This is a genomic window from Nocardia sp. NPDC003979, assembly GCF_053605015.1.
Genome location: NZ_JBSGIJ010000022.1, coordinates 51,125 through 65,522 on the forward strand (window position 1 = coordinate 51,125; position 14,398 = coordinate 65,522).

The window sequence follows — 14,398 nt, forward strand, 5'->3', positions numbered from 1 at the left end:
ACCCAGGCGTCAGCCGTCCGAACCGTCCTCGGGTTCGGGCAGCTTCGCCTCGGTCACCTTCTTGCCGGTGGTCCCGGCCAGTGCCTGCTCGAGCGGGGCGCCCTGCAGGCGCCGGAACGCCCGGCGCGGACGAGCCTGTTCGAGGGTGGCCACCTCGAGCGAGGCGACACCGAGCGAACGCTTGTCCTTGTCGGCTTCGGGCTGACCGGCCTGCAACGCGCCGATCGCCACCTTCAACGCCTCGTCCAGGGTGAGCCCCGGCTTGTAGGCGGCCTTGAGCGCGGTGACGATGGGTTCGGTGGTGCCACCCATCACGACGAACTCCCGTTCGTCGACGATCGACCCGTCGAAGGTGATCCGGTACAGCACCGAGGTCGGCGCCTGTTCCGGGTACCCGACCTCGGCCACACACAGCTCCACCTCGTAGGGTTTGAGCTGATCGGTGAAGATCGAACCCAAACTCTGGGCGTAGAGGTTGGCCAGCGAACGACCGGTGACATCGCGCCGGTCGTACTGGTACCCCTTCAGATCGGCCTGCAGGATGCCGCCGCGGCGCAGGGCCTCGAACTCGTTGTATTTTCCGACCGCGGCGAACCCGATGCGGTCGTAGAGCTCGCTGATCTTGTGCAGGGTCGCCGACGGGTTCTCGGCGACGAACAGCACGCCCTTGTCGTACACCAGCACGACCACGCTGCGGCCCCGACCGATGCCCTTGCGGGCCAGTTCGGTCTTGTCCCGCATGATCTGCTCGGCGGACGCGTAGTAAGGCAGCGTCATGCGCTGGCACCCCCGTTCACTGCGGCTTCCCGGTCGGCCGCGATCGCCGCGGCGACCTCACCGAGACGTTCCTCGGTGACATCGGCCGCGCCCTCGGCGTCGATGGTCACCACCGTCGGGTAGATCCCGCGCAACGCGTCGGGCCCGCCGGTGGCACTGTCGTCGTCGGCGGCATCGACCAGCGACTCCACCGCGATCCGCAGCGCCTGGTCCGCGTCGAGTCCGCGCCGGTAGAGCTTCTTGAGCGAGGACTTGGCGAAGTTCGAGCCCGAACCGACGGCGGTGTAGCCGAATCGTTCCTCGCTGCGCGAACCGACCACGTCGTAGGACACGATCCGCCCGGCCTTGTCGGGGTCGGTGACCTGATCGTCGTAACCGACGAGCAGCGGGATCACCGCGAGTCCCTGCATGGCGGCGGGCAGGTTCTCACGCACCATCTTCGACAGCTTGTTGGCCTTGCCGTCGAAGGTGAGCGGGACCCCTTCGATCTTCTCGTAGTACTCGAGTTCCACCGCAAACAACCGCACCATCTCCACGGCGAGCCCGGCCGTACCGGCGATGCCCGCGGCCGAGAAGGTGTCGGTGATGTACACCTTCTCCATGTCGCGTGAGGCCACCAGGTTGCCCTGGGTGGCGCGGCGATCGCCCGCGATCAGCACACCGCCGCGGTAGTTGACCGCGACGATGGTCGTGCCGTGCGGCGCGAAATCCGCGCCGACGAGCTCGCTGCCGCCGAACCTGTTGGCGGGCAACAGGTCCGGCGCGTGCATGCGGAGATGTTCGGTGAACGAGGACAGCGTCCGACCTGCGTGCAGACGCAACGGGTCACCTGAGGTCACTGGCCGCCCTTCTGCACATATGCCCGCACGAAGTCCTCGGCGTTCTCCTCGAGCACATCATCGATCTCGTCGAGCAGGTCGTCGGTTTCCTCCGCGAGCTTCTCGCGCCGCTCCTGTCCTGCCGCACCGTCGCCCTCGGGGCCCTCGTCCTCGTCGCCACCCCCGGCGCGCTTGGTCTGCTCTTGTGCCATGGCAGCCGACCTCCTCTTCCACTCAATGATCGTGCTCGTTCTTCAACCCTACCGAGCAGATCCGACAACATGGTCGATTAGCGATCGTATTGTCGCCCGGTCGTGCTGCGGATCGCCTCAGTGGGTGAGCTGTTCGACGAGATCGGCCGCCGACTCCGCCGCCTCGAGCAGCTTGCCTACGTGGGCTTTCGTACCGCGCCGCGGCTCCAGCGTCGGGATGCGGACCAGCGAATCGCCACCGAGATCGAAGATCACCGAATCCCAACTGGCGGCGGCGATATCGGCACCGAACCGGCGCAGGCACTCACCGCGGAAGTAGGCGCGGGTGTTGGTCGGCGGGTTGGTCATGGCGTCGAGCACATCCTGCTCGCTGACCAGGCGCTTCATCGACCCGCGCGCCACCAGGCGGTTGTAGAGGCCCTTGTCCAGGCGCACATCGGAGTACTGCAGGTCCATCAGGTGCAGTTTCGGGGCGGCCCAGCCCAGGCCCTCACGGCTGCGCATGCCTTCGAGCAGACGCAGTTTGGCCGGCCAGTCGAGCAGGTTCGCGCATTCCATCGGGTCGCGCTCGAGCAGGTCGAGCACCATGGCCCAGTTCTCGACGATATCGCGCACGCGCGGGTCGTCGTTGCCTTCGCGGTCGATGAACTTCGCGACCCGCTCGTGGTAGAGACGTTGCAGCGCAAGGCCGGTCAGCTCGCGGCCGTCGGCGAGGGCCACGGTGGCGCGCAGGGTGGGATCGTGGCTGATCTGGTGCACGGCGGTGACGGGACGGGCCAGCTGGAACTCCGAGAGGTCCTCGCCCGCCTCGATCAGGTCGAGTACCAGCGCGGTGGTGCCGACCTTGAGGTAGGTCGACATCTCGGCCAGATTGGCGTCACCGATGATGACGTGCAGCCGCCGGTACTTGTCCGCGTCGGCGTGCGGTTCGTCGCGGGTGTTGATGATGCCGCGCTTGAGGGTGGTCTCGAGACCGACCTCGACCTCGATGTAGTCGGCGCGCTGGGACAGCTGGAAGCCCGCGTGGTCACCGGACTGGCCGATGCCGACCCGGCCGGACCCGCAGATCACCTGGCGGGAGACGAAGAACGGGGTGAGACCGGCGATGATGTGACTGAACGGCGTATCGCGGTTCATCAGGTAGTTCTCGTGGGTGCCGTAGGAGGCGCCCTTGCCGTCGACGTTGTTCTTGTACAGCTGCAGGCGCGGTGCGCCCGGCACGCTCGAGGCGTGGCGCGCGGCGGCCTCCATGACCCGTTCGCCCGCTTTGTCCCAGATGACGGCGTCGAGCGGGTCGACGACCTCGGGCGCGGAGTACTCCGGGTGGGCGTGGTCGACGTAGAGCCGGGCCCCGTTGGTGAGGATCATGTTGGCCGCGCCGACCTCGTCGGCGTCGATGACCGGGGCGGGCCCGCTCATCCGGCTGAGGTCGAAACCGCGTGCGTCACGCAGCGGGGATTCCACCTCGTAGTCCCAGCGGGTGCGCTTGGCGCGCGGCACCCCTTCGGCGGCCGCGTAGGCGAGAACGGCCTGGGTGGAGGTGAGGATCGGGTTGGCCGTCGGCTCCGTGGGGGTCGAGATGCCGTACTCGACCTCGATTCCGATGATGCGCTGCATGCTGTCGAGCCTAGGCGACGTGCCACCCCCGCACCGTCATCTCGGCCCCACGGGGTCGCCTCGGGCACCGGCGCGGCTCGTCGATCGGGGTCGAGGTCCCCCGGACGGGGGACCTGCGGTGGTCCTCGCGGCCGATCCGATCCGAGCCGTCGCTCGCGATACTCGGATCATGAGCGAGATCGTTACGCGGACCGAGACCGCGGTGCAGGCCGGGCCACGGCGGTTGCCCGCGCTGGATGTGTTGCGTGGCATCGCGATTCTGGGCACGCTCGGCACCAATGTCTGGATCTTCACCGATCCCGAGGGCCTCGTCGGATATCTCGACGGGCTCGGCGCGGCCGCCGAGGGTGGGTGGATGTGGACCGAGCGGGTGCTGCAGCAGCTCGCGCAGGGCAAGTTTCTCGGCCTGCTCACGGTGATGTTCGGGATCGGGCTGGCGATCCAGCAGGATTCCGCCCGGCGGGCGGGCCGGAGCTGGCCGGGGAAGTATCCGATCCGGGCGGCGCTGCTGTTCCTGGACGGTTTGCTGAACTTCCTGCTCGTCGCGGAATTCGACGTGCTGATGGGGTACGCGGTCACCGGTCTCGTCGTGGCCTACCTACTGGCGACAAGTGAACGCGCGCAACGCCGTTGGGTGATCGTGGCGAGCGCCGTGCACGTGAGCATGCTCACGCTGCTCGCGGCAGCACTGGCCGTCGAACCGGACGACACGCGCGCCACCCCATCGACGCTCGACCCGAACCCCTACGCGGACGGCTCGTTCTGGGAGCTGGTCGCCTTCCGGATCGACAACGCCCTCACCTTCCGCATCGAGACGATCTTCGTCTTCCCGATGTCGATCGCGCTGTTCCTGCTCGGCGCCCACCTGTACCGGGCGGGCGTGTTCCGGGCCGAGGGCGCACGAATTCGCCGGTGGCTCATGGTGATCGGTTTCGGCGTCGCCGCGCCGGTGGACTTCGGGGTCGGCGTGTTCGGCGGTGGTGACCTGGTCCTGTTCACCCGGTACGGCACCGCGCCGTTCGTCGCGCTCGGCATCCTCGCCGCCGTCGCCGCCTACTACCTGCGCGATCCGCGCGTGGGGTTCACCGGGGCACGCTTGAGCGAGGTCGGCCGCACCGCGCTGAGCTGCTACATCCTGCAGAATCTGATCGCCGGAATCCTGTGCTACGGATGGGGCTTCGGGCTGGCGGCCCGGGTGTCCGACAGTGCGCGCGTGCCGTTCACGATCGGGATCTACCTGCTGGTGGTCGCACTCATCGCCTGCTTCGCCCACCTGTGGTTGCGGCGGTTCGAGCGCGGGCCGGTGGAGTGGCTGTGGCAGCGCACCTACACCGCACTGGCCCGCGGCTGACGCTCAGCGCAGCCGGTCCTCGGGCGGCGGGGCCGCCTCGGGGGCGACGAGCAGGTCGGCGACGAGCGAGTCCCGTTGCAGCGGAACACCGAGGCTGCGCGCGTTGCCCTCCAGCAGCGACAGCACCGATTCGGTGAGGATGCCCTGGATCTGCTCGGCGCCGAGTACCGGTTCCGGTTCGGCCCGCCAGCCGGCGATCACCGCGTCGACCAGGCCGACCACGGCCAGCGCCATCGGCCGGGCGCGTGCCGGATCGATGCCGAAGCGGGCCAGGGTCGCGGAGAACATGTCGGCCAGCTGACCGCCCATCTCCCGGCCCGCGGGCGACAGCGTGGGGGCGCCCTCCACCTGCGGTGCGGCGTCGCTGAGGAAGCGGTGCAGGTTCGGGTGGCGTTCGATCCAGCCGAGGTAGGTGCGGATCACCGCGCGCACCACCTCTTTGAGGGTGCCGTCGGGGCGCAGGGTCGGCAGCAGTTCGGCGAGCAGCAGATCGAGGATGCGCCTGCGGGCCAGTGCGTCGAGTTCGGAGCGTCCGCCGACGTGGCGGTAGACAACCGGTCTCGGCAGTCCGAGATGTTCGGCGATCAGCTGCACCGAGATCTCGTTGCCGTGTTCCTCGATGACCTCGATGGCGGCATCGATCATCTCCGTGCGGCGCCGGGCCTTGTGGCCCTGCCAACGGGTGGCGCGCCCGTCGCCTGCGGTCTGCTCGGCCTGCGCGGATGATGCGATCACAATGCCAACGATACGCGGCACAAAACTGACCGTGACATCGCGTTCCAGCAACCGGTGACCACGGTCCGGTTCCTCGCCAGCGTAGCGCGATCACGTGCCGCTCGGAGCACGGGCCTCGATCCCTCGGCACAGTGCGAGCGCGCCGGTATGCTCGGCGGCGTGCAGGCACGGGCGATGATTCTGGCGTACGCGGTTCTCGCGTGCGTGCTGCCCGCCTTCGTGCTCATGACGGCCCCCGGCGGCGAGACCGCGCGCATGCTCGCCTTCGGCGCGCTGGCGGCCGCCATGGTGTGCGCGCTGGTCGCCGTAACCAGCGGCAGGCACGTGCCCGTCCGAGTCGCGTGTGCCGGTCCGCCCCGTTCTGCGCAGCGCAGGCTGCGTGGTGCGTTCCTGCCGCAGAGCAATCCGGACGGCGCAGGCCGCCCACGTCCTCGAGCACCGGGAGTCGATCACCGCTGACAGGCCGCGCGCCTGTCGGATTCCGTGATCCCACTCCCCTGCCGTGCCGTCGCGCACGCCCTTCGGACAGGTCGTTCCGCCATGCTCGATTTCGTGTACTTCCCCGTGTCCGCACTCCTGTGGTGCTGGCATCAGCTCTCGGCCCTCGCCTTCGGCCCGGCCACCGGCATCACCTGGCTGATCGCCGTCGTCGCACTCGTTGTCACCGTGCGCGCGCTGCTGGTCGGGACAGCGCTGCGCCAAGCCCGCTCGCAAGCGGTTCTGCGCACACTGCAACCACGCATCGACAGCATCCGCCGCACCCACAAGGACGATCCGCTCGCCCAGGCGACCGAGATCCGTCAACTCCACCGCGAGCACGGCGTGCGCCTGTTCGCGGGTTTCGGGCCGATGATCGCGCAGGCCTTCGTCTTCCTCGGCCTGTTCCATGTGCTGCGCTCGTTCGACCGGACCGGGGCGTTCGCCGTCGGCCCGTTCACCGCGACGAGCACACCGTTGTCGCCGGAGGTCAACGCGGCCACCGCGAACTACTTCTTCGGTGCCGACGAGGTCCGGGCCTTTCTCGATGCCCGCCTGTTCGGCACGCCGTTGTCGGCGACGCTGTTCGGGGCAGGCGCGTCGGCGGCTGTGTTCGTGGTGGCGCTGGTGGTGATCACCGCGCTCGCCACGCACTGCACCGCTCGCCTCACGCCCCTGGCGGCCGACAACCCGACGGCCTCGGTGATGCGGACGTTGTCGCTGTGGGTGTTCCCGGCGGGTGCGCTGGTGAGCGGCGCGATCCTGCCGATCGTGGTCCTGGTGTACTTCGCGACGAACGCCCTGTGGACCCTCGGCCAGCAATATCTCCTCCGCCGCGCCTTCGTACCCGAGACCGCGGCACCCGACGCGCCACCGCGACAACGAAAGGCCGGTTAGTCTCGGGCCGTGTCGCCGCATCCGGAGTCCGAACTGCTCGCCGTGTACGACGCCGAGGGCAGGGTGACCGGCACGGCCGAACGGGGTGTCGTCTATCGCGACGGGCTCTGGCACGCCAGTGCGGGCGTCCTCGTCCGGTCCCTGGACGGGACGCGCGTCTATGTGCATCGGCGCACCGACAGCAAACTCGTCTTCGCGGGGATGCACGACTGTCTGGCGGGCGGCGTGGTCGACGCGGGTGAGGACCCGGCCGACACGGCGGTCCGCGAATTGCGCGAGGAACTCGGCATCACCGTCACGCCGGGCACGCGCCTACCGCTGCGCGCCACGGCGTCCTGGGACGGCGTGTGGGCGGGCAGGCACCTGCGTTGTCATCTGTTCGGTTTCGAGTACCGCCACGACGGTCCGATCCGCCACCAGCCGTCCGAGATCGCGGACGGCTGGTGGTGGACCGAGGCCGAACTGCGGGCCGCGCTGAGCGACCCGACGTGGCCCTTCGTCCCCGATACGCGGGCCGTTCTCGACGACCTGCTCACCGGGGACGAAGGCCCCCGGGACTGAGGGTCAGGGGTGGACGACGACCGACCAGGTCTGCATGCTGAAGGGCAGGTCACAGGCGGTCTGCGAGTGGAATCCGTGGAACGCGGGCTGGCCGTAGCGTTCGTAGCTGCTGAACCAGTTCCACCACGCCCAGCAGGTGACGCGCACCTGGTGCCAGACCGGGTCCCCGCACTGCGAGAAGGCGCCGGTCGCCGCCACGGGATTCGCCGAACAGCGCCCCGGTGGGGTGGCTTGCGCCGGCGCGGCGAGCATGGTCGACGCGCCGATGAGCCCGGCGGCGGTGGTCGCGACAGCGATCTTGCGAAGCGATTTCATGTCAACCTCCACGCGCGTGGTCGGGCTGCTCGGTGATCCGCAGGCTTGGCCACGCTCGGTCCGAATAGATGTGCAGCGGACACGGTGTCGCGCTGATGTGAGCTACATCATCGGATCCGGTCGACACGTTACGCCCGTGCCCGAATAGTTATCGCCGGGCAATCGCGGGTGTTCAGTCGAGCGCGCGCAGGGATTCCTCGTCGCGGGCAACGACGGCGCCGCCGTCGGCGGTGAGCACGATCGGGCGCTGGATGAGTTTCGGGTGCTCGGCCAGCGCGCTGAGCCACCGGTCCCGGTCGGCGGCAGTGCGGCCCCAGCTCGCCATGTCGAGGTCCTTGGCGATCTGCTCGCCGGTGCGGGTGATGTCCCACGGCTCCTTGCCGAGGCGGGCGAGCACGGCGCGCAACTCCTCGACGGTCGGCGGGTCGTCGAGGTAGCGCCGCACGGTGTACTCCACGCCGTTCGCGTCGAGGTGCGCGGTGGCGTTCCGGCTCTTGGTGCACCGCGGGTTGTGCCAGATCTCGGTCTGTCCAGATGTCATGATCGCAGCCTAATCGCGGCCGGTGGGCGGCCCACCCGGCCTGTACGGCAGAATGGAGCCTTCCTCCCCTCGAAAGGCAGCAGTGGTGACGCTCGGCATGGTCCTCGGCGACGCCGACCCGCGCATTTCGACGCGGTAGCGACCGCGGTTTCCCCTGTCGTCTCCCGTCGAAAAGCTCGTCGCGTCTCACAGCACATCGATCACCGGGAGACCCCGTGTCCACCATCGCCTGGACCGAAGACAACAACCGCTTCCACGCCGACTGGCATTCGGAGAACGGCACGCCCGCACCGGACACCGTCACCGTCGCCGACGACACTCTCTCGGCCGATCATGCCTTCCGCCGCATCCGCGCGGGTGAGTCACTGCTGTGGCGCGGCGACTACCACAACGGACGTCAGCTACTGCAGGCGCTCGGTCGCCGTGCCGACCGCAGGCCCGCCAAGCAGGCGCCGACCGATCTCGGTGCCCTCTACCAGCGCGAGCGAGCTCGCAAGCGCACGCGCGCAGGCATTCTCGGCAAGGTGCTCATCTGCCTCGACGCGGCCAACGAACTGGATCTGCGCCGCGCGCCCGACGTTCGGGCCGCGTGCACCGCTGCCTACGGTCGCGCCGACGGCGCCCGAATCGTCACCTTCGCCGAGTTGCTCGGTGTTCTGGGCGCGCAGCGCTGGCACGAACAGGGCATCGAGGTGCCCGCGCTCGGTGCCCGCATCCACCCCGGCTACGGGGTTTTCGCGCCGACCCGCAGCGAATACGTCGACCTGGTCGCCGACGCCCCCCTCGACCCCGAAGTCCGCACCGCCTTCGATCTCGGCACAGGCACCGGCGTGCTCGCGGTCCTGCTGGCCCAGCGCGGTGTCTCCGAGATCGTCGCCACCGACATCAATCCCCGCGCGCTGCGGTGCGCGGCCGACAATGCCCAGCGCCTCGGCTGGTCGGATCGGATCGCCGTCACCGGCCCCGCCCTGTATCCGCCGGGGCGCGCCGATCTGGTGGTGTGCAATCCGCCCTGGCTGCCCGGCGACCCCACCTCCGACCTGGAACGTGGTGTGTACGACCAGGATCAGTCGATGCTGCGGGAATTCGCGCACGGCCTGCGCGCCCATCTCACCCCGCACGGCGAGGGCTGGCTGGTGCTGTCGGACCTCGCCGAATTGCTCGGCCTGCGCCCGCCCGAGGAGATCGCCCGCCTGCTCGACGACGCGGGCCTGCACGTGATGGGCAAGCTCACCACCCGCCCACGCCATCCCCGTGCGAGCGATCGAGACGACCCGCTGGCCGCCGCCCGCACCGCCGAGACGACCACGCTGTGGCGTCTGCGGGCGCGCTGATCGGCGCATGCGGCGATACTGGGAGCCATGAGCGTTCCCTCCGAAAACCCTTACGGAACACCGACAACCACCGGTCCCGAGCCACTTCGCCCGTATCAGAACCGGGTCAACGCCTTCGTGCGCGGACTGCTGAAGGTGCCGGTGCTGTCGCGCATCGTCGGTAAGCGTCTGGCGACCCTGCACGTCACCGGACGCAAATCCGGCAAGGTCTACGACATTCCCGTGGCCTACACGGTCCACGAGCGCACCCTGCTCATCGGTACCGCGCTGCGCCCCTGGGTGAAGAACCTGCGCGGCGGCGCCGAGGTGCGGCTCACTCGCGGCGGCGCACCCGAAACCTTCACCGCCACCGTGCATTCGGACGAAGCCGCCGTGCTCGACCTGTACACCGTGATCGCCAGGGACAACAAGCAGAACGCCAAGTTCAACGGGATCGGCTACACCGCCGACGGCGAGCCGTCCAAAGCCGACATCTATCAGACGTGGCAACAGGGTGGTGTGGTCGTCCAGCTGACTCCGCGCTGATTCCCACCCCAAAGTCTGGCCCCGGGCGGGCGCGACTGGCAGGATGCGCGGTACATCGTCCGGCAGCACCCCATTCGAGGAGACACCGCCCAGGTGAGCAGTCATTCGCAGGTTCGATCCATCGGCACTCTCCGGCGCGCGATGCTCGGCGTCGGCGTTGCCGCCGCCGCACTCGTCGCCCTCGCGCCCGCCGCGCAGACCGCGCCGCAGCAGCAGGTACTGCCCGGTTGCAGCCCGGCCGCACCGGGCCAACCCAACGGCAAGCAGTGGCCTGCCGAGCCCGCGCTCACCATCGACCCGGCCGCCGCTTACACGGCGACTCTCGAAACCACCTGTGGCACGGTCGAACTGGAACTCGACGCCGCCGCGGCACCGCGCACGGTGAACTCGTTCGCCTTCCTCGCCGGCGAGGGCTACTTCGACCACACCCGGTGTCACCGGCTCACCACCGAGGGCATCTTCGTCCTGCAGTGCGGCGACCCGACGGCCACCGGTCTCGGCGGACCCGGTTACAAGTTCGGCGACGAGAACCTCGCGGGCGCGGTGTACCCGGCAGGCACCGTCGCCATGGCCAACGCGGGACCGGGCACCAACGGCAGTCAGTTCTTCCTGGTCTACCGCGACAGCACGCTGCCACCGAACTACACCCCGTTCGGACGGGTGGTCTCCGGCATGGACGCGCTGACCACGATCGCGAACGGCGGCGTGGCGGGCGGCGGCTCGGACGGCACCCCGCTGGCCGAGGTCGTCCTCGACCGGGTGAGCACCGCCGCGAACTGAGCCACAACGCACGAGGGCCGCGTCTCCGACAACGGAGACGCGGCCCTTCGGCGCAACCGGGCTGGATCAGCCCGCGCTGATCGAGCTGAACAGGTTGGCGATCGTCTGCAGAATCACTTCGGTCAGGAAATCGGCGGCCGAACCGGTCATGGCAACACTCCCTCGTTTACTGGTCTCCCTCACTGGGAGAGACAAGTGAAGCGTGCCCTATTCACTTATCCGCGCGCAGCGTTTCGGTGAAAAAATCCGAACAAAACACTGAGCAGGCCGTGTTCCCGCAGCGGGAACACGGCCTGGCGTCAGCCGATGGTCACAGGTACTGGCCGGTGTTGGACTCGGTGTCGATCGCCCGGCTGGCCGAGGCGTTCTTGCCGGTGACGAGCGTGCGGATGTAGACGATCCGCTCGCCCTTCTTGCCCGAGATCCGCGCCCAGTCGTCGGGGTTGGTCGTGTTGGGCAGGTCCTCGTTCTCGGCGAACTCGTCGACGATCGAGTCGAACAGGTGCTGGATACGCAGACCGGGGTTGCCGGTGTCGAGCACCGACTTGATCGCGTACTTCTTGGCCCGGTCGACGATGTTCTGGATCATCGCGCCGGAGTTGAAGTCCTTGAAGTACAGGACTTCCTTGTCACCGTTGGCGTAGGTGACCTCCAGGAACCGGTTGTCGTCGCTCTCGGCGTACATCCGGTCGACGACCTTCTCGATCATCGCCTCGACGCAGGCCTGCTTGTCGCCGTCGAACTCGCGCAGATCGTCCTCGTGCAGCGGCAGCGTCTCGGTGAGGTACTTGGAGAAGATGTCCTGCGCCGATTCGGCGTCGGGCCGCTCGATCTTGATCTTCACGTCCAGGCGGCCGGGCCGCAGGATCGCGGGGTCGATCATGTCCTCGCGGTTGGACGCACCGATCACGATGACGTTCTCGAGGCCCTCCACACCGTCGATCTCCGAAAGCAGCTGCGGCACAACGGTGGTCTCCACATCGGAGGACACACCCGAACCACGGGTCCGGAAGATCGAGTCCATCTCGTCGAAGAACACGATCACCGGGGTGCCCTCGGAGGCCTTCTCGCGCGCCCGCTGGAAGATGATGCGGATGTGGCGCTCGGTCTCACCGACGAACTTGTTGAGCAGCTCGGGGCCCTTGATGTTGAGGAAGAAGGACTTGGCCTCCTTGGCGTCCTCACCACGGGCTTCGGCGATCTTCTTGGCCAGCGAGTTGGCGACGGCCTTGGCGATCAGCGTCTTACCGCAACCGGGCGGACCGTAGAGCAGCACACCCTTGGGCGGGCGCAGCGCGTACTCGCGGAACAGGTCCTTGTGCAGGAACGGCAGTTCCACCGCGTCGCGGATCTGCTCGATCTGCCGACCGAGACCACCGATGTCGGTGTAGTCGACATCGGGAACCTCTTCCAGCACAAGGTCTTCCACCTCAGCCTTGGGCACCCGCTCGAAGGCGAAGCCCGCCTTGGTGTCCACGAGCAGCGAATCACCCGGGCGCAGTTTGCGAATGGGCGAATCGGGGTCGTCGATGTCGTCGTACTCGGCGATCTTCGACAGCGGGCCCGACAGCCAGACCACGCGCTCCTCGTCGGCGTGGCCGACCACGAGGGCGCGGCGGCCGTCGTCGAGAATCTCACGCAGGGTGCCGATTTCGCCGATCGCGTCGAACTTGCCCGCCTCGACGACGGTGAGTGCCTCGTTCAGGCGGACCGTCTGGCCGTACTCGAGGGTCTCGGCCTCGATATTGGGCGAGCAGGTGAGGCGCATCTTGCGACCGGAGGTGAACACGTCGACCGTTTGATCGTCGTAGGTGTGGATGACGATGCCGTAGCCGCTCGGCGGCTGACCGAGGCGATCGACTTCCTCACGCAGGGCGATCAACTGCTGGCGCGCTTCCTTGAGCGTGTCCATCAGTTTGCCGTTGCGGATGGTCAACGAATCGATTCGTGCTTCCAATTCGCGTGCGCGATCCGGCGAGTCGGCGAGTTGCCTGCGGAGAGCAGCCGCCTCGGCGCGTACCGCCTCGAGCTCTCGCCAGGCCGCCGAATCCGAATTCTCGTTGGGGCTCATGATGCTGCTCCTCCCAGTCCCGGTCTATCAACGCTACCGGGCGCGGTCCGTTCTCGCTTTCCGACATGGTTTCGTCGTGATCACATCTTGTACGGTCGGTACGACATCAAACCACCGAATACCTCCTGTTAGGCTCCCCTAAGCCCGTACGGGGCACAGGGCGGGCTACTCGCCCATCGAGCCGAAAGGTTGTTGCCGAACATGCTCCTTCCTACCCGCACGATCCGTGTCACCGTCGCTGCCGCCGCCGCGGCCCTCGCCGTCGGCCTCACCGCTTGCGGTTCCGACGATTCCTCGACGAACGCCACCAGCAGCAGTACCAGCATCTCGGCCGCTCCGTCCAGCGTTTCGGCAACTCCGGCACCCACCGGAGACAACGCGGGAGCACCGTCGGCCGATTCCCTGAAGGCCACGCTCGTCCAGTTCGCCGACCCGGGATTGTCCAGCGACGAGAAGGCGAAACTGATCGTCAACGGTGAGGCGCGCAAGGCCAACATCGACCAGATGAACGGCATGCTGGCCGGCTACACCCTGACCTTCGCGGTCGACAACGTCGCGACCAGTGGCGACAAGGCCACCGCCGACGTCACCATCACCTCGCCGCACGGCACCGCGCCCGCGTTCCCGGTGACCTGGGAGCGCGTCGACGGCACCTGGAAGCTCTCCGACGCCAGCGGCTGCCTGCTCCTCGGCTTCGCGCAGGCGCCCTGCACGCCCGCCTGACGTTCCGCTCCGGCCCGGGGATCCCGATGTACCGCCCCGGGCCGATAAGCCGCGTAGCGGCCCGCTCAGTCCCGTAAGCGGCGCACGTAGAGCGTCTGCCCGGCGCGCGCGACGAGCGTCCCGTCCCGATCGAAGATCTGCGCGGTGTGCTGGGTGAGCGACTTCGCCCCGTCGGCGGTGGTCTTCCTGATCGCCGCCACCTCCTCGGTCGACAGGGTGATGTCGGTGGCGACCGTGCCGCGGCCCGGTGTGAGGAATTCGATCGATCCGGTGGTGTTCCAGATCCGGTACCCGCGCCCGAGCTGGCCGTAGGCGAGGATCGCGAAGAACGGGTCGGTCATCGAGTACAGCGTGCCGCCGAAGGCCGCCCGGTTGGGGCTGTTGCGGTTCCACCACCGGACCGTGTAGGTGACGTGCGCCGAAGTCCAGTCGGGGGCAATGCTTTTCACGCGCACGCCGCCGAACAGATACGGCGGGAACACGTTGAACGCGGCGCGGTAGAACCGGGTCGAGGTGCCCGGGTACAAGTTTCCCGCCGACGGGTCACGCACCGGCTTTTCGGACTGCTCGGTCATAGGTTCTCCCCCTCGTGTGCCGCCGGGCGGCGATCCGCCTCCGGCGCGCGGAAATCGGTTCGGCGGATCGTATCCGAGTAGTTCCACGC

17 protein-coding genes are annotated in these 14,398 nt (G+C 68.3%); 8 read left to right on the top strand and 9 right to left on the bottom strand.

What is annotated here, in order from left to right:
- Positions 1 to 9: 9 nt before the first annotated feature.
- The 4 genes from prcA to dop form a co-directional block, all read right to left on the bottom strand.
- Entirely contained in the window at positions 10 to 777 is a 768-nt protein-coding gene (gene prcA, locus ACWEVR_RS29480; protein ID WP_067492092.1) for a proteasome subunit alpha, read from the bottom strand.
- Complete coding sequence (gene prcB / locus ACWEVR_RS29485) at positions 774 to 1,616, bottom strand: proteasome subunit beta (RefSeq protein ID WP_452469599.1); 843 nt, start codon at positions 1,614 to 1,616, stop codon at positions 774 to 776. Before prcB ends, prcA begins: the two co-directional genes overlap by 4 nt.
- The gene (locus ACWEVR_RS29490) at positions 1,613 to 1,807 is read right to left on the bottom strand and encodes a ubiquitin-like protein Pup (RefSeq protein ID WP_067492090.1); all 195 of its coding nucleotides are present in this window, start codon (positions 1,805 to 1,807) and stop codon (positions 1,613 to 1,615) included. The genes prcB and ACWEVR_RS29490 overlap by 4 nt, the downstream gene beginning before the upstream one ends.
- Positions 1,808 to 1,924: 117 nt before the next feature.
- On the bottom strand, positions 1,925 to 3,424 hold the full coding sequence (gene dop, locus ACWEVR_RS29495) for a depupylase/deamidase Dop (protein ID WP_067635717.1): 1,500 nt from the start codon (positions 3,422 to 3,424) through the stop codon (positions 1,925 to 1,927).
- A gap of 169 nt (positions 3,425 to 3,593) precedes the next feature.
- Between dop and ACWEVR_RS29500 the strand changes: the two genes are divergently transcribed.
- Entirely contained in the window at positions 3,594 to 4,775 is a 1,182-nt protein-coding gene (locus ACWEVR_RS29500; protein WP_452469600.1) for a DUF418 domain-containing protein, read from the top strand.
- Between the two features lie 3 nt (positions 4,776 to 4,778).
- On the opposite strand, the gene ACWEVR_RS29505 is transcribed toward ACWEVR_RS29500, so the two are convergent.
- Positions 4,779 to 5,510, bottom strand: coding sequence for a TetR/AcrR family transcriptional regulator (locus tag ACWEVR_RS29505; protein WP_225282381.1), 732 nt, complete (start codon positions 5,508 to 5,510; stop codon positions 4,779 to 4,781).
- Positions 5,511 to 5,669: 159 nt separating this feature from the next.
- Between ACWEVR_RS29505 and ACWEVR_RS29510 the strand changes: the two genes are divergently transcribed.
- The 3 genes from ACWEVR_RS29510 to ACWEVR_RS29520 all read left to right on the top strand — a co-directional run bounded on the left by ACWEVR_RS29510 (position 5,670) and on the right by ACWEVR_RS29520 (position 7,445).
- A complete protein-coding gene (locus ACWEVR_RS29510) occupies positions 5,670 to 5,969 on the top strand; it encodes a DUF6412 domain-containing protein (protein ID WP_452469601.1) in 300 nt (99 codons plus the stop codon).
- Positions 5,970 to 6,050: 81 nt separating this feature from the next.
- On the top strand, positions 6,051 to 6,884 hold the full coding sequence (yidC, locus tag ACWEVR_RS29515) for a membrane protein insertase YidC (protein ID WP_452469602.1): 834 nt from the start codon (positions 6,051 to 6,053) through the stop codon (positions 6,882 to 6,884).
- Between the two features lie 9 nt (positions 6,885 to 6,893).
- Positions 6,894 to 7,445, top strand: a complete 552-nt coding sequence (locus ACWEVR_RS29520) for an NUDIX hydrolase (RefSeq protein ID WP_067635723.1) — start codon at positions 6,894 to 6,896, stop codon at positions 7,443 to 7,445.
- A 3-nt stretch (positions 7,446 to 7,448) separates the two neighbouring features.
- Here the strand turns inward: ACWEVR_RS29520 and ACWEVR_RS29525 are convergent, their stop codons facing one another.
- Complete coding sequence (locus tag ACWEVR_RS29525; protein WP_067492085.1) at positions 7,449 to 7,760, bottom strand: hypothetical protein; 312 nt, start codon at positions 7,758 to 7,760, stop codon at positions 7,449 to 7,451.
- Between the two features lie 172 nt (positions 7,761 to 7,932).
- Positions 7,933 to 8,301, bottom strand: a complete 369-nt coding sequence (locus tag ACWEVR_RS29530) for an arsenate reductase family protein (RefSeq protein WP_378665522.1) — start codon at positions 8,299 to 8,301, stop codon at positions 7,933 to 7,935.
- 215 nt (positions 8,302 to 8,516) lie between these two features.
- On the opposite strand from ACWEVR_RS29530, the gene ACWEVR_RS29535 reads away from it, so the two are divergent.
- The 3 genes from ACWEVR_RS29535 to ACWEVR_RS29545 all read left to right on the top strand — a co-directional run bounded on the left by ACWEVR_RS29535 (position 8,517) and on the right by ACWEVR_RS29545 (position 10,940).
- Positions 8,517 to 9,635 (top strand): methyltransferase, encoded by a 1,119-nt coding sequence (locus ACWEVR_RS29535; RefSeq protein ID WP_452469603.1) that lies wholly within the window; start codon positions 8,517 to 8,519, stop codon positions 9,633 to 9,635.
- A gap of 27 nt (positions 9,636 to 9,662) precedes the next feature.
- Positions 9,663 to 10,160 carry a nitroreductase/quinone reductase family protein gene (locus ACWEVR_RS29540; RefSeq protein ID WP_452469604.1) on the top strand — a complete coding sequence of 166 codons (498 nt, stop codon included), beginning with the start codon at positions 9,663 to 9,665 and terminating at the stop codon, positions 10,158 to 10,160.
- 93 nt (positions 10,161 to 10,253) lie between these two features.
- On the top strand, positions 10,254 to 10,940 hold the full coding sequence (locus tag ACWEVR_RS29545) for a peptidylprolyl isomerase (protein WP_452469605.1): 687 nt from the start codon (positions 10,254 to 10,256) through the stop codon (positions 10,938 to 10,940).
- A gap of 310 nt (positions 10,941 to 11,250) precedes the next feature.
- Here ACWEVR_RS29545 and arc read toward each other — a convergent pair whose 3' ends face one another.
- Positions 11,251 to 13,011, bottom strand: coding sequence for a proteasome ATPase (gene arc / locus ACWEVR_RS29550; protein WP_067492080.1), 1,761 nt, complete (start codon positions 13,009 to 13,011; stop codon positions 11,251 to 11,253).
- A 201-nt stretch (positions 13,012 to 13,212) separates the two neighbouring features.
- On the opposite strand from arc, the gene ACWEVR_RS29555 reads away from it, so the two are divergent.
- Positions 13,213 to 13,734, top strand: coding sequence for a hypothetical protein (locus ACWEVR_RS29555; RefSeq protein WP_067492079.1), 522 nt, complete (start codon positions 13,213 to 13,215; stop codon positions 13,732 to 13,734).
- Positions 13,735 to 13,799: 65 nt separating this feature from the next.
- On the opposite strand, the gene ACWEVR_RS29560 is transcribed toward ACWEVR_RS29555, so the two are convergent.
- A complete protein-coding gene (locus tag ACWEVR_RS29560; protein ID WP_452469606.1) occupies positions 13,800 to 14,309 on the bottom strand; it encodes a DUF4442 domain-containing protein in 510 nt (169 codons plus the stop codon).
- Positions 14,310 to 14,398: the final 89 nt, after the last annotated feature.

Excerpts from the sequence above, each read along its gene's own strand:
- ACWEVR_RS29540 (WP_452469604.1), top strand. The coding sequence starts at position 9,663 with ATGAGCGTTCCCTCCGAAAACCCTTACGGAACACCGACAACCACCGGT.
- prcA (WP_067492092.1), bottom strand. The coding sequence starts at position 777 with ATGACGCTGCCTTACTACGCGTCCGCCGAGCAGATCATGCGGGACAAG.
- arc (WP_067492080.1), bottom strand. The coding sequence starts at position 13,011 with ATGAGCCCCAACGAGAATTCGGATTCGGCGGCCTGGCGAGAGCTCGAG.
- dop (WP_067635717.1), bottom strand. The coding sequence starts at position 3,424 with ATGCAGCGCATCATCGGAATCGAGGTCGAGTACGGCATCTCGACCCCC.
- ACWEVR_RS29555 (WP_067492079.1), top strand. The coding sequence starts at position 13,213 with ATGCTCCTTCCTACCCGCACGATCCGTGTCACCGTCGCTGCCGCCGCC.
- ACWEVR_RS29560 (WP_452469606.1), bottom strand. The coding sequence starts at position 14,309 with ATGACCGAGCAGTCCGAAAAGCCGGTGCGTGACCCGTCGGCGGGAAAC.
- yidC (WP_452469602.1), top strand. The coding sequence starts at position 6,051 with ATGCTCGATTTCGTGTACTTCCCCGTGTCCGCACTCCTGTGGTGCTGG.
- ACWEVR_RS29525 (WP_067492085.1), bottom strand. The coding sequence starts at position 7,760 with ATGAAATCGCTTCGCAAGATCGCTGTCGCGACCACCGCCGCCGGGCTC.
- ACWEVR_RS29500 (WP_452469600.1), top strand. The coding sequence starts at position 3,594 with ATGAGCGAGATCGTTACGCGGACCGAGACCGCGGTGCAGGCCGGGCCA.
- ACWEVR_RS29490 (WP_067492090.1), bottom strand. The coding sequence starts at position 1,807 with ATGGCACAAGAGCAGACCAAGCGCGCCGGGGGTGGCGACGAGGACGAG.
- ACWEVR_RS29530 (WP_378665522.1), bottom strand. The coding sequence starts at position 8,301 with ATGACATCTGGACAGACCGAGATCTGGCACAACCCGCGGTGCACCAAG.